This is a genomic window from Morganella morganii (assembly GCF_019242955.1).
Taxonomy (GTDB): Bacteria; Pseudomonadota; Gammaproteobacteria; order Enterobacterales; family Enterobacteriaceae; genus Morganella; species Morganella sibonii.
Genome location: NZ_CP066129.1, coordinates 2966219 through 2988214 on the forward strand (window position 1 = coordinate 2966219; position 21996 = coordinate 2988214).

Sequence of the window (21996 nt, forward strand, 5' to 3'; positions counted from 1 at the left end):
TCCGCGCTCCGTCATGCACGAATTAACGAACGCAGTGTTTAATTACATAGCCGTATGCCCGCTGACGGCCATCTTCGTCACAGCGGATATACACACCCTGTAATTCCGGTGAGAATCCAGGGAAGAGGTTAATCCCCTCCTCGAGCGCCAGGAAGTATTGCTGCACAGAGCCGCCCCAGATTTCCCCCGGAACCACACACAGAACCCCCGGCGGATAAGGCAGAGCACCTTCAGCCGCAATACGGCCTTCAATCTGATCCACTGCAACCAGTTCCGCATTACCGCGCACAAACGCAATATTCGCTGCCTGCGGCAACATGCTGACCTGCGGGAAGTGTGATTTGCGGAACATCTCTTTCTGGAGTTGTTTCACATTAAACTTCACATACATATCATGCATTTCCTGACATAACTGACGGATGGTATACCCCTGATAACGGGCTTCATGCGCATGATATACAGACGGCAGCACCTCTTTCAGCGGCGCATCCTGTTCCAGTAACTGCTCAAAACGGGCAATCTGAGCCACCAGATGCTGCATTTTTGCCATGCTCTCGGCAGGCGTCAGCAGGAACAGAATGGAGTTAAGATCGCATTTTTCAGGAATGATATTATTTTCACGCAGATAGTTAGCCAGAATCGTTGCCGGCACACCGAACGTTTCATAATTACCGGTTTTGGCATCAATCCCCGGCGTTGTCAGCAGTAATTTGCACGGGTCAACAAAATACTGATTTTGTTCATATCCCTCAAAGGCATGCCAGCGCTCACCCGGCACAAAATTGAAGAACCGGAGATCATTGGCGATCACATCAGTATCAAAATCGCCCCATGAACGGCCGTCAATAGTTTCCGGAATGAACGGACGGATATGCTGGCAGGATTTCAGCAGCAGCTTACGGGTTTCAATCCCGGTTTTCACGCAGTCCATCCATAAACGCTTACCTGATTTCCCTTCATGCATTTTGGCGTTCACATCCAGAGCGGCAAACAGCGGATAGAACGGGCTGGTGGAAGCATGCATCATAAAGGCATTGTTCAGACGCTTATGATTCACATAACGGCTCTGGCCTTTAATATGGCTGTCTTTTTTATGGATCTGAGATGTCTGAGAGAAACCGGCCTGTTGTTTATGGACTGATTGTGTAACCAGAATTCCGGGATCATTTTCATTCAGCTCCAGCAAAAGCGGAGAACAATCTTTCATCATCGGAATAAACTGCTCATAACCAACCCAGGCGGAATCAAATAAAATGTAGTCACATAAATGACCGATTTTATCGACAACCTGACGTGCGTTATAAATTGTCCCGTCATATGTGCCCAGCTGAATAACGGCCAGGCGGAACGGACGTTTTTCACCGGTTCGTTCAGGTGCGACTTCTTTAATTAAGCCGCGAAGATAATCTTCCTCAAAACAGTGAGCATCAATCCCGCCGATAAATCCGAACGGGTTGCGCGCCGCTTCCAGATAAACCGGTGTTGCCCCTGCCTGTATTAATGCGCCGTGATGGTTTGATTTGTGGTTGTTACGATCGAATAATACCAGGTCACCCGGCGCCAGTAAGGCATTAAGCACCACTTTATTTGAAGACGACGTACCATTAAGGACGAAATAGGTTTTATCCGCATTAAAGACTTTCGCCGCATGCTGCTGTGCCGCGCACGGAGCCCCTTCATGAATCAGCAGATCCCCCATGGAGACATCCGCGTTACATAAATCAGAACGGAATAAATTTTCACCGAAATATTCAGCAAACTGGTTACCCAGCGGGTGACGGCGGAAAAACTCCCCGCCCTGATGTCCGGGACAATCAAACGCTGAATTGCCCTGCTCAACATATTTTTTCAGACTGCCGAAAAATGGCGGTAACAGACTTTCTTCATATTTCAGCGCCGCTGTTTCCAGTTGCTTACTGTATAATTCACCGTTCTTTTTATTTAAATCAATCACACCGGTTAACCGTGTAATGATATCTGCCGGAATGACTTCGTGATCACTGATTACAGCAAAAACCGGCTGTTCAAAACTGTGCTGCTCAATAAAATCCAGCTTTCCGTCGCGGATATCATCAAGTGAAATAACGATTACAGCAACATCAGTAAAATCTGTATTCAGGATATCCACACATTCCCGGTGTGTTGAAATATAGTCAGACATATCATAGCTGACAGCTATTTTATAACTTTTCATTTTCATACCTTTTATTTTTGGCAAAAAAATCCCGCTAAAATATTCAGAAAAAATATTTCAGTTATTTATTTTCATAAATGCGAGTTTGTTCCCTCAATATATTATTGAGTTAAAAAATCACATTTCTCTTTATGCCATTACGTATGTCAAAACAATGCTCAGGGCTGACGGCTTTCACTGTCTCAGCAAGGGCTTTTTTGCCGCAGCCGGAAATGACGAAAGCTATTTACCTGCACATTGATATGCATGAAAACCAGAGTATGAATTATCAATCAGAATTCAGTATATCCTCACATAAATGCGGGATATAATGAGAAAGAGGTCGACGATCCATACGATGGCAATATGCAGACAACGTCATGGATGTCAGTAGAGGAACTACCTTTGCGCATTAAAACGATTAAAATCAAAACACGAGCGATGTGAGAACATCATAAGGTGTGTGACACGTCTTATATGCGGCCAAAATCGGTTATTGTTTTCCATTTTTGCACCTGTTTAAAATTAAGACTATCTGACGAACAATTATCAATATAACCAAGTATAAATACCATACCGTGATATACATCAAAATAATAATCTTAAAAATATATTTAACCAATATTATCTGGTATGAAAATGCATTTTGTTAATACCGTGTTGTATATATTATTGACGTAAATTAAAAAATAAATACATATTTAATATAGTTACTACGTCTATATTAGAGATAATAACTAACTTTTTGATAATATAGTGATCCGGTCTATATTCATTATTTATAAGACAATAAAATACAATCACGATATATATATTTAATCAAATAGCACCAATAGTTTAATTTTAAATTAAGATGCAAAAACAGTAAATTATAGAAAATACTATTTTATGACCGGAAAACTCGTAAAATTAATAAAGTGTTATTTTTGAATAATTATTCATTAAACCAGCAATCGTCGCTGTGGTGAATCAGGTGTTGTCTGAGAGAGCGGATAGCGGGCGTGTCACTGCGGAACGGATTAATGAGGCAGGCTATCGGACCAAAGCCGGTAAAGCGCGGGACAAGGATATCTGTTCAGCACGAAGCGGCAGCGGCAGCGGCAGCGGCAGCGGCACAGTACATCAGACTCCGCAAACACAGAACACGATATTCATTTATCCTGAATTGATTTTTTTAAATTACAACCTGCAAAAGACCCTGACTCACAAGCCTTGCTATACCATTTTTTCGCTTTTAGTTTATTTTTCGGAAAAAAAGAACCACCTGTGGAATATAAATTACCAAGGCTTATTTGTGCCCTTGCATTTCCCTGATTAGCGGCCTTTTCATACCATTTTTTTGCAAGAAAATAATTTTTATGAACACCTGTTCCTGAATAATAGAAGTCACCGGCCTGTATCTGAGCAGTTAAATTCCCCTGCATTCCGGCTTTTTCATACCAGTAAAGTGCCTGAGCCGGGAACGCAAAAACGCCATCACCTTCATTATATATATCTCCGATCTTTTTTTGAGCAACCGGGTCTCCTTTTTGAGCGTCGGGGAGCAACAGGATGTATTCAGGCTTACTCCTGATTTCCGCTAACATAGCGTCATAATCAACAGCAGCGAAAGATTCAGCCGCAATAAAATAAAGAAATAACCATGTAAAAATTTTCATATTCTGTCTGTCCATCTATTTTATTCTGACCGCATATCCCCTGATATGAGCATAAACATCATGTTCCGTAAACCACTCATGCGCAGGATTTACCGGATACCCTCCTCAGGCTGAAAGCGCAGCTTAAGCGTACTGAGAAAAAGCGGGATATTCTGAAAAAGGCCGTGCGGTACTTTGCAGGAGTGAACTCATCCCCGAAGAAAAAGTTACCCGGTCTGTAGTCCGGGTTACCTCAGCGCACATCGCGGTGTGGCACCGGGGGCGCAGTGTTCTGATTGCAGATGATACAGTTGCGGGCAGGCTGGTTGTACCGTTTCCACAGTACAAACTGAAAGCTGAGTGAGGATACGATCTGGTTTATCGTACCGGCTCTCAGGATCCCCCTGAAGTCCGGGCTCTGAGGGATTGGCTTTCTGAAGAAATGCGTGCGCCGGAAGAATAAAATACCAGTGAAGTTAAGGTCCGCTCCAGATACAAAGCCGGCCATAATCCCCCTCTGAATTAATGAACACATCTGATAAACCCTAGCTAATTACCCTGCCTAATCGAATAAATCATTTTACGTTATGCTTTTCCGGTACAACCGCTGAAGGATAACGTCATGCACACTGTAAAACTGAACAACGGTATTGAAATGCCCCTGCTGGGCTTTGGTGTGTTTCAGATGTCTGATGCCGCTGAATGCGAAAGAGCCGTTATTGATGCCATCGATACGGGATACCGCCTGATCGATACCGCCGCGTCTTACCAGAATGAAACCCGGGTCGGTAACGCACTGAAACATAGCGGTATCGCCCGTAACGAGCTCTTTGTAACGACCAAGCTATGGCTGCAGGATACTAACTACGAAGGCGCTAAAGCACAGTTCGAACGCTCTTTGAATCGGCTGCAACTTGACTACGTTGACCTGTATCTGATTCACCAGCCTTACGGTGATGTCCATGGGGCATGGCGTGCTATGGAAGAACTGCAGCAGGCAGGAAAAATTCGCGCCATTGGCGTCAGCAACTTCCATCCAGACCGGCTGGCCGACCTTATCGCCTTCAACAAAGTGACCCCTGCGGTGAACCAGATTGAAGTTAACCCCTTCAACCAGCAGCTATATGCGGTTCCATGGAATCAAAGCCGTGGTATTCAGCCGGAGGCCTGGGCACCGTTTGCTGAAGGCAAAAATGGTCTGTTCCGGCACCCGGTGTTAACGGCGATTGGTCAGAAGTACGGCAAAAGCGCGGGTCAGGTGGTTCTGCGTTGGATCTTCCAGCGGGGCATCGTTTCACTGGCCAAATCGGTGAGAAAAGAACGTATGAAAGAGAACATCAACATTCCCGGTTTTGAACTCAGTTCTGAAGATATGCTGCAAATTACAGCACTCGATACCGCAACCAGCGCCTTCTTCTCTCACCGCGACCCGGCGATGGTGGAATGGCTGACCGGCCGCAAACTTGATGTTTAAGCCACAAAAAAGAGGTATTCATTCAATGCAAAAACGTTATCTGGGTAAATCCGGACCCGAAGTCTCCGCACTTGGACTCGGTTGTATGGGCCTCAGTCATGGCTACGGCCCGGCGACCGATACCCGTCAGGCTATCGGGCTCATTCGCGCAGCGGTTGAACGAGGCGTCACCTTCTTCGATACCGCGGAAGTGTATGGCCCCTTCCTTAATGAAGAAGTTGTCGGTGAGGCCTTAAAACCATTTCGTGACCGCGTGGTTATCGCCACTAAGTTTGGTTTTACTTTTGGCGACGACAACAAGCAGCAGATTTTAAACAGCCGTCCGGAGCATATCCGTGAAGCAGTGGAAGGATCATTACGCCGCCTTAAAATTGATGTCATTGATCTGCTGTATCAACACCGTGTCGATCCGGATGTGCCCATTGAAGATGTTGCGGGAACGGTGAAAGACCTGATCGCGGAAGGCAAGGTCAAACATTTCGGTCTGTCCGAAGCGGGTGCTCAAACCATTCGTCGTGCGCATGCCGTACAACCGGTCACTGCACTGCAAAGCGAATACTCCATGTGGTGGCGCGAGCCTGAGCAGGAGATCCTGCCGTTACTGGAGGAACTGGGCATTGGTTTCGTTCCCTTCAGCCCATTAGGCAAAGGCTTCCTGACGGGGTCTATTAAGCCGGGAACCACTTTTGGCAAGGATGATTACAGAAGCCAAGTGCCGCGTTTCGCCGGGCAGGCAATTGAAGCCAATGAAAAGCTGGTCTCATTGCTGGGTGAACTGGCGGCAGAGAAAGGAGTGACATCTGCACAAATCGCGCTCGCATGGCTGCTGGCACAAAAGCCGTGGATTGTTCCTATCCCCGGCACTACTAAACTACACCGGCTGGAAGAAAACCTGGGGGCTGCCGACATCATCCTTTCACAGGATGATTCGCGACAGATAACCAAGGCGCTTGAAACGATTAAAATCGTCGGCGAACGTTACTCCCCTGAACATCAGGCTCGCGTGGACCGTTAGTACCCGGGCGGGTCCGCAGCGAATGGCGGACCCGTTATTCCCGGCAGCGAAGCGCATCGATCATCAGCGCAAAAGCGGGCGGATGCTGCTTACGGCTCGGGTAGTAAAGATAATATCCGGGGAAAGACGGACACCAGTCCTGCAGAACCTGAATAAGCTCTCCTGACTTTATATAATCCTGCACTCTGTCTTCGGGTATACAGGCGATGCCAAAACCGGATAACGCCGCATCAATCCTTTCAGCCTGCAGATTAAACGTGACCTGCCCTTCCACTCTGACCCGTAACGGTTTCCCATCCTTCTCAAACTCCCAGTGGTAAAGTCCTCCGGCAGTTGGCAGCCGCATATTGATACAACGGTGATTTTGTAGCTCGTGCGGAGCTTCAGGCGCGGGGTTAGCGGCAAAATAGGACGGAGCTCCCACCACTGCCATTCTCATGTCCGGCCCAATTCTTACCGCAATCATATCCTTATCCACACTTTCACCCAGGCGGATCCCGGCATCAAAACGCCCTTCAACAATATCGACAAAGCCATTATCCACCACCAGTTCGAGATTAATTTCCGGATATTCCCTGAGGAAGGGTTTTAGCTTCGGCCATACCAGGGTTCGCGCGGCATGCTCCCCGGCAGATAAACGGATATTGCCGGAGGCGGTGCCGTTCAGCTGAACAAGCGATTCCAGCTCCTGCTCAAGATCAGCAATACGCGGTTCAAGGCAGGCAATAATTCGCTCACCGGCCTCTGTAGGGGCTACGCTTCGGGTCGTGCGGGTCAGAAGGCGGATATTCAGCCTTTCCTCCAGGGCCTTCACCGCATGGCTGAGTGCAGACTGAGAAACGCCCAGTTTACCCGCTGCTTTGGTAAAACTTCGTTCCCTCGCTACCACAAGAAAAATTTGCAGTTCGTTGAAGTTTTCTTTCAGCATCAGCGATTTCCTTATGGAGACATTCCCTTCAGCACGTGCTCATAAAGGGTATTTATAGACGCAATCATTTTAGCTCCATTACTGACAAATTTGCAGGGCTTCTCTTTCGGCTTTACAGTTTCAGCCTGACGAGCAGTTAACTTCATTGGGAGTACCTCTCAGCAAGGGGTACAATTGAGTTCAACAGACTAACAGATTGCTATAACTGCTGATTTATCAAGGGGAAATTGAGTTTGGCAGACTTCAGGAGACTTGAGTCTGGAGCGGGCGAAGGGAATCGAACCCTCGTATAGAGCTTGGGAAGCTCTCGTTCTGCCATTGAACTACGCCCGCATCAGGATGTGTGAGATTATACGCCGGTCAGCTTGTATATCAAGAGGATAGTGAAAAAAAAGCCCCACAATCTTGTGAGGCTCCGTATTCATTTACTGCAATGATTATTTGCCCGGACGCATCGCAGGGAACAGGATAACGTCACGGATAGTGTGGCTGTCAGTAAACAGCATAACCATACGGTCGATCCCGATACCCAGACCCGCTGTCGGCGGCAGACCGTGCTCCAGCGCGACAACATAGTCTTCGTCATAGAACATCGCTTCATCATCACCGGCATCCTTCTGACGAACCTGCTCGGCAAAACGTTCTGCCTGATCTTCCGCATCGTTCAGCTCGGAGAAACCGTTACCGATTTCACGGCCGCCGATAAAGAACTCAAAGCGGTCAGTGATAAACGGATTGTCGTCATTACGGCGTGCCAGCGGAGAGACTTCTGCCGGATATTCAATGATGAATGTCGGCTGGATCAGGTGGCTTTCTGCCACTTCCTCGAAGATTTCACACTGTACGCGGCCCAGACCCCATGATTTTTCAATTTTGATATTCAGGGATTTCGCGATAGCAACCGCTTTATCCATATCGTCCAGATCCGCCATATTGGTTTCCGGACGATATTTGCAGATAGCTTCTTTCATGGTGAGTTTGGCAAACGGTTTGCCGAAATCGAACTCCTGGTCACCGTATTTCACGACCGGGTTACCCAGCACATCCTGCGCGATGGTGCGGAACAGCTCTTCGGTCAGCACAATCAGGTCTTTATAATCGGCATACGCCATATAAAGTTCCATCATGGTGAATTCAGGATTGTGACGCGGAGAAACCCCTTCGTTACGGAAGTTACGGTTGATTTCAAACACACGCTCAAAACCACCGACCACCAGACGCTTCAGATACAGTTCCGGCGCAATACGCAGATACATATCGATATCCAGCGCATTATGATGAGTGATAAACGGACGCGCACTCGCCCCGCCCGGGATCACCTGCATCATCGGGGTTTCCACTTCCATAAATCCTTTGTTCACCATGAACTTGCGGATTTCAGCCAGGATACGTGAACGCATCGCGAAGGTGTTACGGGATTCATCGTTGGCGATAAGATCCAGATAACGCTGGCGGTAGCGGGTTTCCTGGTCATTCAGGCCGTGGAATTTATCCGGTAACGGACGCAGTGCTTTGGTCAGCAGGCGGACTTCAGTACAGTGGACAGTCAGCTCACCGGTTTTGGTTTTAAATAACTTACCGCGTGCCGCGAGGATATCGCCCAGATCCCATTTTTTAAAGGATTCGTTGTACACGCCTTCCGCCAGATCATCACGGGAAACGTAGATCTGAATACGACCCGCAGTGTCCTGTAAGGTGGCGAAAGAGGCTTTACCCATGATACGGCGGGTCATCATACGGCCGGCAATCGCCACTTCAATATTCAGGGCTTCCAGCTCTTCCGCGCTTTTTTCGCCATACTTCTCATGCAGCTCACCGGATACCGCGTCACGGCGGAAATCATTCGGGAATGCAACGGCTTCTTTCTCACGCAGTTGTGCCAGTTTTTCACGGCGCGTTTTTAATTCGTTATTTAAATCAGGTGCCTGCTCAGCACTGTGTTGATCTTGTGACATTTTTAATCCTTATAAACCCGCTTTTAAGCTGGCCTCAATAAATTTATCCAGATCACCGTCTAATACTGCCTGAGTATTACGCGTTTCCACACCGGTACGGAGATCTTTAATACGGGAATCATCAAGTACATAAGAACGGATCTGACTGCCCCAGCCGATGTCGGATTTGTTATCTTCCATTTCTTGTTTATCGGCGTTTTTCTTCTGCATTTCATATTCATAAAGTTTTGCTTTCATCTGACGGAAAGCCTGGTCTTTATTCTTATGCTGCGAGCGGTCATTCTGACACTGAGTGACGATCCCGGTCGGAATATGGGTAAGACGTACCGCAGATTCCGTTTTGTTGACGTGCTGACCACCGGCACCGGAGGCGCGGTAAACGTCGATACGGATATCCGCCGGATTGATTTCGATATCAATGTCATCATCCACTTCCGGATAAATAAACGCGGAACTGAACGAGGTATGGCGGCGGCCGCCGGAGTCAAACGGGCTCTTGCGCACCAGACGGTGAACACCGGTTTCTGTGCGCAGCCAGCCGTAGGCATATTCGCCCATGATCTTAACCGTTGCCGATTTCAGACCGGCCACATCACCGTCGGATTCTTCAATAATTTCGGTTTTAAAGCCGCGGCTTTCTGCCCAGCGCAGATACATACGCAGCAGCATGCTTGCCCAGTCCTGAGCTTCTGTACCGCCGGAACCGGCCTGGAGGTCGAGGTAGCAGTCAGCGCTGTCATATTCACCGGAGAACATCCGGCGGAATTCCAGCTGGCCGAGTTTATCCTCCAGCCCTTTCAGCTCTTCAACAGCTTCATTAAAGGTTTCTTCGTCATCCGCTTCGACAGCGAGTTCCAGAAGACCACTGACATCCTCAAGCCCCTGGTCAAGGTCATCAATCGTTTCCACGATGGCTTCCAGAGAGGCGCGTTCCTTACCGAGTGCCTGGGCACGTTCAGGTTCATTCCAGACGTCAGGCTGTTCCAGCTCAGCGTTAACTTCTTCTAAGCGCTCTTTCTTGGCATCGTAGTCAAAGATACCCCCGAAGCACCGAAGTACGTTCAGTCAAATCCTGGATCTGATTTTTTACCGGGTTAATTTCAAACATGTCTTTTATCTTTTTGTTGATTGTCAGGTAATAATGTGAGAACTGTACATTGTAACGAAAATCCGGTCATCATGACAGCACTGCAACCCCCTTTCGGACTAAAATTAATCCGGCCAGATATGTTCTATCAGTAACTGCACACTGCGCTGCCCGCGGAACTCATTCACATCCAGTTTGTAGGCGAGGCGAACCCGCTGCACACTGTTGTCCGGCCAGTAATTTACATCAACGTTAAAAGCGATACCATCAAGCAGCGGACCGCCGCCTTCCGGTTCGATCATCACTTTCAGGTGTTTTTCACCGACGATGCGCTGTTGCAGCAGACGGAATGTACCGTCAAACAACGGCTCCGGGAAACCCTGACCCCACGGCCCGCCTTCGCGCAGAAGCCCGGCAGTTTCCAGTGTCATCTCCTGAGGCGGCAGCACCCCGTCACTCCAGATGACCCCGTGCAGCAGGCCCGGGTCGATCATATCATCTACCAGCGCGGCAAATTTATGCTGAAAATCAGGAAAACAGGATTCCGGCAGAGAAAGCCCGGCAGCCATTGCATGACCGCCGAATGCGGCCATCATTCCCGGATTGAGGGTATCGAGCCGTTCGAGCACATCCCGCAGATGCAGACCGCTCACTGAGCGTCCCGAGCCTTTCAGCAGGCCGTCACCACAGGGAGCAAACGCAATTACCGGGCGGTGATAGCGCTCTTTGATACGTGAAGCAAGAATACCGACCACGCCCTGATGCCATTCCGGATGATACAGTGCAATACCCGACGGCATTTCTGTGGTGCTGTGCTCAATCTTACTGAACAGCGTCAGCGCTTCCTGCTGCATCCCCTGCTCTATCTCGCGCCGGGTCTGATTCAGGCCGTCCAGTTCATGCGCCAGCATACGCGCTTTCGCCATATCATCGGTCAGCAGCAGTTCGACGCCGACTGACATATCATCCAGCCTGCCCGCTGCATTAAGACGCGGCCCGAGAGCAAAACCCAAATCACTCGCGACCAGTGCGGATGCCTGCCGTTTGGAGATTTCCAGCAGTGCGGTGATCCCGGCACAGCAGCGTCCCGCACGGATGCGGTTCAGCCCCTGATGCACCAGAATCCGGTTATTCTGATCGAGCGGCACTACGTCCGCCACGGTGCCCAGCGCCACCAGATCCAGCAGTTCCGCCAGATTCGGCTCGGCAATATTCTGCTGTGCAAACCAGCCGTCCGCCCGCAACGATGCCCGCAGCGCAGACATCAGGTAAAAGGTCACACCGACCCCCGCCAGGGATTTGGAGAGAAAACCACAATCCGCCAGGTTCGGGTTAATAATCGCTTCCGCCGGCGGGAGGATTTCCCCCGGCAGATGGTGATCGGTCACAATCACGCGGATTCCGGCGGCATGAGCAGCGGCGACACCGTCATGAGAGGAGATGCCGTTATCCACTGTCATAATCAGCTCCGCCCCTTTGCGGCGGGCCTGCTCTGTCACCTGAGCGCTGAGCCCGTAGCCGTCCTCAAAACGGTTGGGGACAAGAAAATCCACTTGCCGGAAGCCCATCCGGTGCAGTGCACGGACAGACAGTGCGGTACTGGTCGCACCGTCAGCGTCAAAATCGCCGACAATCACAATCCGCTGATTCTGATGAAGTGCCTCTTTCAGTAATGCGACGGCCTGATCGATACCACTGAGCTGACCGTAATTAAGCAGTCCGCGGGCACCGCGTTCCAGTTGCTCTGCGGAGGTAATCCCTCTGGCGGCATACAGACGGCATAACAGCTCAGAGCGGTCAGGGGCAAGCAGTGCGGTGTAATCCGCTGCTTCGCGGCGGCGGAGTTCTGTTTTTATCATAACAACCTGATTATGCTATTAATTATTTATTTACTAATTCAGCAATTTTATCCGCAGATAAGTAACCGGCAATCAGTGTTCCGTCTTCCAGGACTATCGCCGGGGTGCCGGTGATGCCGAATTTCAGGCCGAGATTATAGTGTTTACTGATATCAATATTACAGCTGTCTATCTGCGGGATCGGCTCATTACGGAACGCACCGTCCAGCGCTTTGGTTTTAAACCCGTTACACCAGACAGACTGCATCTCCCGCCCGACCGCAGATTCCGGCCCTTTGCGCGGAAACGCCAGATAACGGACGGTAATTCCCTTATCGTTTAAAGCTTTATTTTCATTATGCAGTTTGAGGCAGTACGGACAGGTGATATCCGTAAAGACCGTAATAACATGATTTTCGCGCTGAGATTTATAAATGATCATCTCATTTTCAAGACTGTTCAGTTCCTCCAGCAGCACATTATTGGTGATATTTTTCGGGGTTTTACCGCTCATATCAAACATCGGCCCCTGCAGCAGATAACGGCCGTCATCGCTGATATAAAAAACACCCTGTGCAGTGGCAACCGATGAGACACCGGGTACCGGTGACGGACGGATCATGGTGGCGGTCATGTCCATTTTGCCCAGCGCTGCTTTGATTTCGTTTTCCCCGGCAACCGCGCCGTGACAGAACACCAGCAGAGCTGCCAGTGCGGATGATACAATTTTCAGCATACTCTTTCCTTATCAGCCGCGCGGATGGTGCTGCTGATGCAGCGAGCGTAACCGCTCCGTCGCGACATGGGTATAAATTTGCGTGGTGGATAAATCACTGTGCCCCAGCAGCATCTGCACCACCCGCAGATCCGCCCCGTGATTGAGCAGATGGGTGGCAAAGGCATGGCGCAGCACGTGCGGTGAAAGTTTTTCTGTCGCAATCCCTGCCACCACCGCATAGTGTTTGATACGGTGCCAGAATGTCTGCCGCGTCATCTGCCGCCCGAGCTTACTCGGAAACAGCACATCTGCGGCCTGTCCGTTCAGCAGCGCCGGTCTGGCCTGTGCCAGATAGACCTCCAGCCAGTAGACAGCTTCTTCCCCCATCGGCACCAGGCGCTCTTTATTGCCTTTACCGATCACGCGGATCACCCCCTGACGCAGACTGACATCCGGCAGAGACAGTGATACCAGTTCCGTCACGCGAAGACCACAGGCGTAGAGTACCTCCAGCATGGCTTTATCGCGCAGTTCGAGAGCATCGGTAACATCCGGTGCCGCCAGCAGGTCATCCACCTGGCTTTCACTTAAATCTTTCGGCAGCCGGGCGGGCAGTTTGGGTGCCGACAGCTGAATGGTCGGGTCATCCGTCCGCAGTTTTTCGCGGTAGCAATACTGGAAAAACCGGCGCAGCGAACTGAGCATCCGCGCCGAACTGGTGGCTTTGTAACCGCGATCCAGTCTGTCTGCCAGAAAAGCCTGCAAATCAAGGGTGGTCAGTGATAACCAGTCCAAATCCTGCGGTGCCAGCCAGTCCGCCAGTGCCTGCAAATCCAGGCGGTAGGATGCCAGGGTGTTTTCCGATAAATTCTGTTCCAGCCAGATAGTATCAAGAAACTGCTCTGTCAGTGCATCACTTTCGCTGTGTTGTACGGCGTCCTTCACCGCTGACCTCCCGTTTGAATTCCCGTGTCAGAATTAACTTATCTTCTGTTACAATACCGTAATCCTGTGATGAAAGCAGCGGACAGACGCAGCGTGCTTTCATTTTTTACCTGATACACAGCAGAATAAACAGATGAAAATTGGTCTTTTTTATGGTTCCAGCACCTGCTATACCGAAATGGCAGCTGAAAAAATCCGTGATATTTTAGGTGATGATCTCGTTGAACTCCATGATGTGAAAGAGACAGATCTGCAACTGATGGAAAGCTACCCGGTGCTGATCCTCGGTATTCCGACCTGGGATTTCGGTGAAATCCAGGAAGACTGGCTGGCGGTGTGGGATCAGTTGCCGCAGCTGAATTTATCGGGAAAAATTGTCGCCATGTACGGCATGGGTGACCAGGTGGATTACAGCGACTGGTTCCTGGACGCTTTGGGTTATCTGCATCAGCAGCTGCAATCATCCGGGGTGAAATTTGCCGGTTACTGGCCGGTGGATGGTTATACCTTCACCAGCCCGAAAGCCCTGACGCCGGACGGCAAACACTTTGTCGGGCTGGCACTTGATGATGTCAATCAGTATGACGAGAGCGAAGAGCGTATCGCCACATGGTGCATGCAGGTGCTTGAGGAAGTACAGGAGCTGCTGTGAACGGGTCAGATATCCGGATACTGCAAAAGCAGCTGATTAAGGCTGCTCCATGCCTCGGCCGGGACACTGTCAGAGGCTATCCACAGGTATTTCTGCCGCCCGGATGTCAGTGAGCGCAGATGCAGACGGATACCAAGCCGTGTGATATACGGCGGTTTGGTGATCTCCCATTCACTTTTACGCCACAAAATCCGGTTATGGTTTTGCAGACTTGCAGGACCGGCGCGTTTGCTGATTTTATACTGTGTCCGTCCCCAGCCCGCTATCAGCAGCAGTGTCAGCGGCAGCCAGATAAATGACGTTTTGCCGGGCCAGGGCGCAAATAATACGCTCAGCACCAGCACACCGTAAATCAGCGTTGAAAAGACCTGAGTCTTAAATGAGACACGTAATACTGATTTCCATAAAACCACGGCCTGCCCCCTGTATCCTGACACAATGACAGCATCCGCTGTCCGGCTGAAAACCCGGTTTTCCCGGGCCCGTCAGCCGGAAAATATACGGTATTCCGCCCCGGTTTCCTATGGAATAACTGTGACCGGTTATTACGTTCCCCGGCGGTCAGTCCGGATAATATGCCGAATTCTGTGCCGCCATCCGTGCCTGATTACGTTCCTGAATCAGCCGGATAATCTGATACAGCGCCTCATCATCCGGGCGGCCTTTATTCATCAGCCAGTTAAACAGATCCGGGTCCGGGCAGGTCAGCAGCTGAATAAAATCCTGTTTCTGACCATCGGTCAGCGTGTCATATTCATGCTGAAAAAACGGCATAATCGCAATATCCAGTTCCCGCATGCCGCGACGGCAGGCCCAGTGGATGCGGGCTTTATTTTCAATATCTAACACCGGTATATCCTTTTTATTGAGAAGCGGTTTATCAGACCGGTAAACATCACTGATGATATCAGCGTAGCCTACCAAGCCCTGACAATAAAGAAAATCGTCTGCCGCACATGCCGGAGAAAAATGCGGCACAGGCGGAAAAATTCCGGTTATCCGCAGCAGCGGATTTCATTATCACTCCGCACGCAGCGCATCACACAAAGGGTCAATAATATTCTCTTGCAATGTCTGTTATCTCTTTTACCATACATTGCACAGCTCTCCGGACAGGTAAAACATCATGAACACAGAAACAACCGCATTACTCCCGCAACTGAGTGATTCTCTGCCTTTAACACGCGTTGCCCTCAGTGATCTGGCGCTGGTCACTATCACAGGGCCGGACAGTCAGAAATACCTTCAGGGTCAGGTTACCGCCGATATCGACGCCCTGGCTGATGATCAGCATGTGCTGTGTGCACATTGCGATGCCAAAGGAAAAATGTGGAGTGACCTGCGTCTGTTTCATTATAAGGACGGCTACGCCTACCTTATCCGCCGCAGTGCGCTGGATACCCAGCTTGCGGAACTGAAAAAATATGCCGTTTTCTCCAAAATTACGATTGCCGCTGATGATAGCGCTGTACTGACCGGAATTGCCGGCCACGGCGCAGCAGACGCCTTACAGCCGCACTTCAGCGCTATACCGGATGCTGACAGTCAGGTTGTCAGCAGCAATGACACCACACTGCTGTATCTGCCGCTGCCGCAGGGGCGTTTTATTCTGATCCACTCCGCAGAGCAGGCAAATGCCTTAGCGGACACCCTGTCCCTGCCGTCCGCTGCTGATACTCAGTGGACCGCGCTGGATATCGAAGCCGGTTACGCCGTGATTGATGCGGCGACAGTGAATGAATTTCTGCCGCAGGCAACAAACCTGCAATCCCTGCCGCGGGGTATCTGCTTTAAGAAAGGCTGTTATACCGGGCAGGAAATGGTGGCCCGCGCCAAATTCCGCGGTGCCAACAAACGCGCTATGTTCACACTTATCGGCCACAGCCGCCATGTGCCGGTCGCCGGTGATGATGCCGAACGTCAGTTAGGTGAAAACTGGCGCCGTACCGGGACTATCCTGGCCGCTGTCCGCCTGAGTGATGAACGTGTTCTGGTGCAGATTGTGATGAATAATGATACGGAGGAAGAGGCTGTCTTCCGTATCCGTGAAGATGAAGAAAGCCGCCTGAGTCTCTTCCCGCTGCCGTACTCCTTTACTGAAGAAGCCTGATTTCCCGTCACCACCCGGCGCAGCGACTCCCTGTCTCTGCGTCCGGGGTATTCTGTATGAGTCTGTATTGAGGTTGTTATGTCATCAGCTGTTGCTGCACAGAAAGTCATTCCTTTTTCTCAGTTAATTACCTTTGTTATGGAGCTGGATAAGCTCAAAAGCGTTTACCGCAAAACCCGCCTGCTGAACAATGAACGTCAGGAAAACTCCGCTGAACACAGCTGGCATTTTGCTGTAACCGCAATGGCGTTTGCGCCGTATGTTGAGGATGCGGATATGCTGCGCATCCTGAAAATGGCACTGCTGCATGATGTGGTGGAAATTGACGCCGGTGATGTGCTGGTCTTTGACCTGGCCGCCCGTGAAGCGGTCGCAGAAAAAGAAGTCGCTGCCGCAAAACGGATTTTCGGTCTGCTGCCGCAGCCGCAGGCCGGTGAGTTTCAGGTGCTGTGGAATGAGTATGATGCAGCAGAAACCCGCGAAGCTCGTATCGCCAACATGATCGACCGCGTAATGCCGGTACTGATGAATCTGCACAACAACGGTCAGAGCTGGGTGGAAAATAACATTTCACTGGAACAGGTGATTGATCGCACGAAATTTATCGCGGATGTACATCCGGCATTCTGGGCATGGCTGCGTGCCGAACTGGATACCGCGAAGCAGAAAGGCTGGCTGCGCTGATAAAAAAGGCCGGTTGTGATAACACAACCGGCCTTTTCTTTATCGTTTACCGTTTACCGGTTACTCGTAATCACTCATCGGTGCACAGGAGCACTGAAGGTGACGGTCACCGTAAACATCATCCAGCCGTTTAACCGTCGGCCAGTATTTGTTGTCGCGGGTGGACTGCGTCGGGAATACCGCCACTTCACGGCTGTACGGGTGTGACCACTCTGCGGCCAGCTCAGTCTGGATATGCGGGGCATTCACCAGCGGGTTATCTTCCGCTGTCCACTCACCGCTGCCTACCCGCTCCATTTCCGCACGAATACCCAGCATGGCATCAATAAAGCGATCCAGTTCCGTCTGACTTTCGGATTCTGTCGGTTCCACCATCAGTGTGCCGCCGACCGGGAACGACATCGTCGGTGCATGGAAGCCATAGTCAATCAGGCGCTTGGCAATATCCATCTCGGTGATACCAAACTTCGCTTTCAGCGGACGGATATCCAGAATACATTCATGTGCCACATAACCATTACGGCCGGTATAAAGTACATCGTAAGCGGATTTCAGCCGTGCCGCGATATAGTTAGCATTGAGGATCGCCACCTGACTGGCCTGACGCAGCCCCTGAGCACCCATCATGCGGATATACATCCAGCTGATCGGCAGAATAGAGGCACTGCCGAACGGTGCGGCAGATACCGCGCCCTGAGAGGTCAGCAGATCAGAGGTCACAATAGTGTGTCCCGGTACAAACGGTGCCAGGTGTTTTTTCACACCAATCGGTCCCATACCCGGTCCGCCGCCGCCGTGCGGAATACTGAAGGTTTTATGCAGGTTAAGGTGAGAAACATCCGCACCGATAAAGCCCGGTGTGGTTACGCCAACTTGTGCGTTCATGTTTGCGCCGTCCAGATACACCTGACCGCCGAATTCATGAATAATATCGCAGACTTCGCGCACACCTTCTTCATATACCCCGTGGGTGGACGGATAGGTGATCATCACACAGGACAGGTTTTCGCTGTGCTGTTCTGCTTTCGCCCGTAAATCAGCCAGGTCAATGTTGCCGTCTTCATCACAGGCCACCACCACGACTTCCATCCCCGCCATATTGGCTGAGGCCGGGTTAGTACCGTGAGCGGACTGCGGGATCAGACAGATAGTGCGGTGCCCTTCACCCTTGCTTTCCTGATAGCGGCGGATAGTCACCAGCCCGGCATATTCCCCCTGTGCGCCGGAGTTCGGCTGCATGCACATGGCGTCATAGCCGGTCAGCAGCACCAGCCAGCGGGAAAGCTGTTCTATCATCACATGATAGCCCTGCGCCTGCTCCGGCGGACAGAACGGGTGCATGTTACCGAATTCCGGCCAGGTGATCGGGATCATCTCCGCAGCTGCATTCAGTTTCATGGTGCAGGAGCCGAGCGGGATCATCGCCTGATCCAGCGCCAGGTCTTTACGGGCCAGGCTGTGCAGGTAGCGCATCATATCCGTTTCGCTGTGATAGCTGCGGAAGTTCGGATGCTTCAGAATTTCCCCTTCACGACGCAGCGCGGCAGGAATAGATTCAGAGGATGCGGCAACCTGTGCATCCAGTGTATCGATATCCCACTGTGCTTCCTGTCCGGTCAGTACCGCGTACAGATTTTCCAGGCACTCACGCTGTGTGGTTTCGCTCAGGGTTACCGCAACGGCACCCGGCAGATCGGTACGCAGGTTGATGCGCGCGGCTTTGGCGCGGGCCAGAACAGCAGCTTTATCCTGCACCTCAATGGTCAGGGTATCAAACCAGGTGGTATTGCGCAGACGCAGACCCGCATCTGTCAGGGCTTTCGCCAGGATATCCGTCAGGCGGTGAATGCGCCCGGCAATCCGTTTCAGACCTTCCGGGCCGTGGTAGACCGCATACATCCCGGCGATATTCGCCAGCAGAACCTGAGAGGTACAGATATTGGAGTTCGCTTTTTCACGGCGGATATGCTGTTCGCGGGTTTGCAGTGCCAGGCGCAGTGCGCGGTTACCGGCGGCATCAATGGATACCCCGATAAGACGTCCCGGCATGGCGCGTTTGTAAGCATCGCGGCAGGCAAAGAAAGCGGCATGCGGGCCGCCGTAACCCATCGGCACACCAAAACGCTGGGCTGAGCCGAAGACAATATCCGCGCCCTGTTTGCCCGGCGCTTCCAGCAGTACCAGTGCCATAATATCGGCTGCCACACTGGTGATCACCTGACGCTGATGTAACTGAGCCAGTAAGTCACGGTAATCATGGAGCTGCCCGCCGGTGCCGGTCTGCTGCAACAGCACACCAAACACGTCATCGTAATCAAGGGCTTTTTCCGCACTGTCAATGGTCAGTTCAAAACCGAAGTATTCAGCACGGGTGCGGATCACATCCAGGGTTTGCGGATGCACATCATCCGCAATAAAAAGCGGTTGGCATTTTTCTTTTTACTGACACGTTTTGCCATCGCCATGGCTTCCGCCGCCGCGGTCGCTTCATCCAGCAGTGAGGCGGACGCCAGTTCCAGACCGGTCAGATCGATAGTCACCTGCTGGAAATTCAGCAGCGCTTCCAGACGGCCCTGGGAGATTTCCGGCTGATACGGCGTGTACGCGGTATACCAGCCCGGATTTTCCAGCAGATTGCGTAAAATTACCGGCGGCAGAATCGTCGGTGCATAGCCCTGGCCGATATAAGAGGTAAACTGCTGATTCAGGCCGGCAATGGTTTTCAGTTCTGCCAGCGCATCCTGTTCGGTTGCCCCTTCGCCGACCGCAGGCGGGATATCCAGCTGAATATCGTCAGGGACAATATGACGGGTGAGATCTTCGAGTGACGCCGCACCGACTGTTTTCAGCATATGCAGCTGCTGTTCAGGGGATGCGCCGATATGACGGCGGATAAATTCACCGCGGTTTTCAAGCTGAGTTAACGTTTGAGTCATCGTTCTCCGGTTCCTGACATTATCTGATTCAATAAAAACCCGAAAAAAAACCCTGTTTGCTTACAAACAGGGTTCCGCTAATCCGTCAGTCTTCTTCTTCAGCCTGCAGTTCTGCGTATTTGGCTGCGTCCATCAGACCGGCAAACTCATCCGGGTCCGTGATTTTAATGCGGATCATCCAGCCGCCTTCATACGGCTCGCTGTTTACCAGTTCCGGGCTGTCTTCCAGCGCCTCATTCACGGCGATAACGGTGCCGGTGACCGGCGCATACAGATCTGATGCTGCTTTTACCGACTCAACAGTACCGAATGCTTCACCAAATGTGATTTCATCACCGACTTCCGGTAATTCAACAAATACCACATCACCCAGCAGTTCCTGCGCGTAATCGGTGATCCCTGCCACATACTCATCACCACTCTCATGGCGAACCCACTCGTGATCTTCTGTGTATTTCAGATTCTCAGGTATATTACTCATCGCCAACGGCTCCTGTTATCGGGTTTCTCAAAATTTAACAATAAAAAAAGGTTATTCAGACCAGTGCTTTGCCGTTACGGACAAATCCCGGTTTCACGACCTCAACAGGCACTTCACGGTTGCGCACCTGTACAATAGCGGTATTACCGATCCCCTGCGGAACACGGGCAAGCGCGATACTGAATCCCAGTGACGGGGAGAATGTACCGCTGGTGATAACGCCGGTCTGCTGTTTGCCGAGCTCATCGGTAAAGCGGACTTCCATGCCAGCCCGCAGTACGCCTTTTTCGCGCATCACCAGTCCGACCTGTTTTTCAGTACCTTCGCGGCGGAATTTTTCCAGTGCCTCACGGCCGATAAAATTCCGGTCTTCCGGCTGCCAGGCAATGGTCCAGCCCATATTTGCCGCCAGCGGATTAACGGTTTCGTCCATCTCCTGGCTGTAAAGATTCATGCCTGCTTCAAGGCGTAAGGTATCCCGCGCCCCTAATCCGGCCGGTTTCACACCGGCAGCCAGCAATTTTTTCCACAGGTCAGCGGCCTGCTCTGCGGGCAGTGCGATTTCATAGCCTTCTTCGCCGGTGTAGCCGGTCGTGGCGATAAAGTAATCGCCGCTCTGTACGCCGTAAAACGGCTTCATTCCGGCAACAGCCGCCTTTTGCTCTTCACTCAGCAGTGTCGCGACTTTTTCTTTGGCATGCGGACCCTGAACCGCAATCATCGCCAAATCATCGCGGACTGTCATCTCAGCAGCAAAGTTTTTGCGATGTTCGTCAATCCACGCCAGATCTTTTTCGCGGGTGGCAGAGTTCACCACCAACCGGTAAAAATCATCCGCAAAGTAATAGACGATAAGATCGTCAATCACACCGCCGGACGCGTTCAGCATCCCGGTGTACAGTGCTTTGCCTTTTTCGGTGAGTTTCGCCACATCATTGGCGAGAAGATAACGGAGGAACTGCTGACATTGCGGACCATGAAAGTCGACGATTGTCATATGGGAAACATCGAACATACCGGCGTCATTGCGGACATTGTGGTGCTCTTCGATCTGGGAGCCGTAGTGCAGCGGCATCATCCAGCCGTGAAAATCCACCATTTTTGCCCCGCAGGCAACGTGCTCACCGGACAGTGGTGTGTGTTGTGCCATTCTATCCCCTTTCAGTCAGACATAGTGCGCAGCGTGTACCGCGCAAACGATACCCTTTTCCTGACGTTATCACCGAATCACAAACGGAACCATAAGAAAAAATTGTGACCGTGTACGCGGGCGGAAAAATATGAGCCGTCAGTATGCAGATTTTTCATCTGCCATTCTGAGCCCTGAGGCGCAAAAAAGGATTAACAGGTGATAGTTTTGAAT

At 51.0% G+C, this 21996-nt stretch carries 18 protein-coding genes, 1 tRNA gene and 1 pseudogene; 5 read left to right on the forward strand and 15 right to left on the reverse strand.

The window, feature by feature from the left end; all coding sequences use genetic code 11:
• Positions 1–22: 22 nt before the first annotated feature.
• The 3 genes from speF to JC793_RS14180 form a co-directional block, all read right to left on the reverse strand.
• A complete protein-coding gene (gene speF / locus JC793_RS14170; RefSeq protein WP_218426480.1) occupies positions 23–2194 on the reverse strand; it encodes an ornithine decarboxylase SpeF in 2172 nt (723 codons plus the stop codon).
• 378 nt (positions 2195–2572) lie between these two features.
• Positions 2573–2680, reverse strand: a complete 108-nt coding sequence (gene speFL, locus JC793_RS14175; protein WP_107678959.1) for a leader peptide SpeFL — start codon at positions 2678–2680, stop codon at positions 2573–2575.
• A 644-nt stretch (positions 2681–3324) separates the two neighbouring features.
• A complete protein-coding gene (locus JC793_RS14180; RefSeq protein ID WP_160316261.1) occupies positions 3325–3831 on the reverse strand; it encodes a tetratricopeptide repeat protein in 507 nt (168 codons plus the stop codon).
• Between the two features lie 601 nt (positions 3832–4432).
• Here JC793_RS14180 and JC793_RS14185 point away from each other — a divergent pair.
• Positions 4433–5284: an aldo/keto reductase gene (locus JC793_RS14185; protein ID WP_218426481.1), complete on the forward strand. Its 852-nt coding sequence runs from the start codon at positions 4433–4435 to the stop codon at positions 5282–5284.
• A 25-nt stretch (positions 5285–5309) separates the two neighbouring features.
• Positions 5310–6299: an aldo/keto reductase gene (locus JC793_RS14190; protein ID WP_218426482.1), complete on the forward strand. Its 990-nt coding sequence runs from the start codon at positions 5310–5312 to the stop codon at positions 6297–6299.
• A 34-nt stretch (positions 6300–6333) separates the two neighbouring features.
• Here JC793_RS14190 and JC793_RS14195 read toward each other — a convergent pair whose 3' ends face one another.
• From JC793_RS14195 to xerD, 7 genes are all read right to left on the reverse strand, one after another.
• Entirely contained in the window at positions 6334–7227 is an 894-nt protein-coding gene (locus tag JC793_RS14195; protein WP_218426483.1) for a LysR family transcriptional regulator, read from the reverse strand.
• A 259-nt stretch (positions 7228–7486) separates the two neighbouring features.
• A tRNA-Gly gene (locus JC793_RS14200) sits at positions 7487–7560 on the reverse strand.
• A gap of 104 nt (positions 7561–7664) precedes the next feature.
• Complete coding sequence (gene lysS, locus JC793_RS14205) at positions 7665–9182, reverse strand: lysine--tRNA ligase (protein WP_218426484.1); 1518 nt, start codon at positions 9180–9182, stop codon at positions 7665–7667.
• A 9-nt stretch (positions 9183–9191) separates the two neighbouring features.
• Positions 9192–10290, reverse strand: a protein-coding gene (gene prfB / locus JC793_RS14210) for a peptide chain release factor 2 (RefSeq protein WP_096862115.1) whose coding sequence is annotated in 2 segments (ribosomal slippage) — positions 9192–10214 and positions 10216–10290 — 1098 coding nt in all. Because the reading frame shifts where the segments join, the coding sequence is not laid out codon by codon here.
• Between the two features lie 104 nt (positions 10291–10394).
• On the reverse strand, positions 10395–12128 hold the full coding sequence (recJ, locus tag JC793_RS14215) for a single-stranded-DNA-specific exonuclease RecJ (RefSeq protein WP_218426485.1): 1734 nt from the start codon (positions 12126–12128) through the stop codon (positions 10395–10397).
• 22 nt (positions 12129–12150) lie between these two features.
• The gene (gene dsbC, locus JC793_RS14220) at positions 12151–12843 is read right to left on the reverse strand and encodes a bifunctional protein-disulfide isomerase/oxidoreductase DsbC (protein ID WP_052926858.1); all 693 of its coding nucleotides are present in this window, start codon (positions 12841–12843) and stop codon (positions 12151–12153) included.
• A gap of 12 nt (positions 12844–12855) precedes the next feature.
• On the reverse strand, positions 12856–13770 hold the full coding sequence (gene xerD, locus JC793_RS14225) for a site-specific tyrosine recombinase XerD (protein ID WP_046894461.1): 915 nt from the start codon (positions 13768–13770) through the stop codon (positions 12856–12858).
• A gap of 133 nt (positions 13771–13903) precedes the next feature.
• Here xerD and fldB point away from each other — a divergent pair, with 133 nt between their 5' ends.
• Complete coding sequence (gene fldB / locus JC793_RS14230; RefSeq protein WP_107678965.1) at positions 13904–14422, forward strand: flavodoxin FldB; 519 nt, start codon at positions 13904–13906, stop codon at positions 14420–14422.
• A 5-nt stretch (positions 14423–14427) separates the two neighbouring features.
• Here the strand turns inward: fldB and JC793_RS14235 are convergent, their stop codons facing one another.
• Together JC793_RS14235 and JC793_RS14240 are read right to left on the reverse strand one after the other, a co-directional pair.
• Positions 14428–14835, reverse strand: coding sequence for a protein YgfX (locus tag JC793_RS14235; RefSeq protein WP_046894463.1), 408 nt, complete (start codon positions 14833–14835; stop codon positions 14428–14430).
• Between the two features lie 148 nt (positions 14836–14983).
• Entirely contained in the window at positions 14984–15220 is a 237-nt protein-coding gene (locus JC793_RS14240) for a succinate dehydrogenase assembly factor 2 (protein ID WP_046894613.1), read from the reverse strand.
• A 328-nt stretch (positions 15221–15548) separates the two neighbouring features.
• Here JC793_RS14240 and ygfZ point away from each other — a divergent pair, with 328 nt between their 5' ends.
• Both ygfZ and JC793_RS14250 read left to right on the forward strand, forming a co-directional pair.
• Positions 15549–16532, forward strand: coding sequence for a tRNA-modifying protein YgfZ (ygfZ, locus tag JC793_RS14245; RefSeq protein WP_218426486.1), 984 nt, complete (start codon positions 15549–15551; stop codon positions 16530–16532).
• A 78-nt stretch (positions 16533–16610) separates the two neighbouring features.
• A complete protein-coding gene (locus tag JC793_RS14250) occupies positions 16611–17216 on the forward strand; it encodes an HD domain-containing protein (RefSeq protein ID WP_218426487.1) in 606 nt (201 codons plus the stop codon).
• Between the two features lie 60 nt (positions 17217–17276).
• Here JC793_RS14250 and gcvP read toward each other — a convergent pair.
• The 3 genes and pseudogenes from gcvP to gcvT all read right to left on the reverse strand — a co-directional run bounded on the left by gcvP (position 17277) and on the right by gcvT (position 21783).
• Positions 17277–20068, reverse strand: a pseudogene (gene gcvP / locus JC793_RS14255) (aminomethyl-transferring glycine dehydrogenase).
• Between the two features lie 169 nt (positions 20069–20237).
• Positions 20238–20633 (reverse strand): glycine cleavage system protein GcvH, encoded by a 396-nt coding sequence (gcvH, locus tag JC793_RS14260; protein WP_004238339.1) that lies wholly within the window; start codon positions 20631–20633, stop codon positions 20238–20240.
• A 55-nt stretch (positions 20634–20688) separates the two neighbouring features.
• Entirely contained in the window at positions 20689–21783 is a 1095-nt protein-coding gene (gcvT, locus tag JC793_RS14265) for a glycine cleavage system aminomethyltransferase GcvT (RefSeq protein ID WP_054425106.1), read from the reverse strand.
• Positions 21784–21996: the final 213 nt, after the last annotated feature.

What these genes read in the sequence shown, in the direction of transcription:
- gcvT (WP_054425106.1), bottom strand. Translation starts at nt 21,783, where the DNA reads ATGGCACAACACACACCACTGTCCGGTGAGCACGTTGCCTGCGGGGCA.
- JC793_RS14195 (WP_218426483.1), bottom strand. Translation starts at nt 7,227, where the DNA reads ATGCTGAAAGAAAACTTCAACGAACTGCAAATTTTTCTTGTGGTAGCG.
- speFL (WP_107678959.1), bottom strand. Translation starts at nt 2,680, where the DNA reads ATGGAAAACAATAACCGATTTTGGCCGCATATAAGACGTGTCACACAC.
- JC793_RS14190 (WP_218426482.1), top strand. Translation starts at nt 5,310, where the DNA reads ATGCAAAAACGTTATCTGGGTAAATCCGGACCCGAAGTCTCCGCACTT.
- dsbC (WP_052926858.1), bottom strand. Translation starts at nt 12,843, where the DNA reads ATGCTGAAAATTGTATCATCCGCACTGGCAGCTCTGCTGGTGTTCTGT.
- recJ (WP_218426485.1), bottom strand. Translation starts at nt 12,128, where the DNA reads ATGATAAAAACAGAACTCCGCCGCCGCGAAGCAGCGGATTACACCGCA.
- lysS (WP_218426484.1), bottom strand. Translation starts at nt 9,182, where the DNA reads ATGTCACAAGATCAACACAGTGCTGAGCAGGCACCTGATTTAAATAAC.
- speF (WP_218426480.1), bottom strand. Translation starts at nt 2,194, where the DNA reads ATGAAAAGTTATAAAATAGCTGTCAGCTATGATATGTCTGACTATATT.
- JC793_RS14185 (WP_218426481.1), top strand. Translation starts at nt 4,433, where the DNA reads ATGCACACTGTAAAACTGAACAACGGTATTGAAATGCCCCTGCTGGGC.
- gcvH (WP_004238339.1), bottom strand. Translation starts at nt 20,633, where the DNA reads ATGAGTAATATACCTGAGAATCTGAAATACACAGAAGATCACGAGTGG.
- JC793_RS14250 (WP_218426487.1), top strand. Translation starts at nt 16,611, where the DNA reads ATGTCATCAGCTGTTGCTGCACAGAAAGTCATTCCTTTTTCTCAGTTA.
- JC793_RS14180 (WP_160316261.1), bottom strand. Translation starts at nt 3,831, where the DNA reads ATGAAAATTTTTACATGGTTATTTCTTTATTTTATTGCGGCTGAATCT.
- JC793_RS14240 (WP_046894613.1), bottom strand. Translation starts at nt 15,220, where the DNA reads ATGCGGGAACTGGATATTGCGATTATGCCGTTTTTTCAGCATGAATAT.
- ygfZ (WP_218426486.1), top strand. Translation starts at nt 15,549, where the DNA reads ATGAACACAGAAACAACCGCATTACTCCCGCAACTGAGTGATTCTCTG.
- fldB (WP_107678965.1), top strand. Translation starts at nt 13,904, where the DNA reads ATGAAAATTGGTCTTTTTTATGGTTCCAGCACCTGCTATACCGAAATG.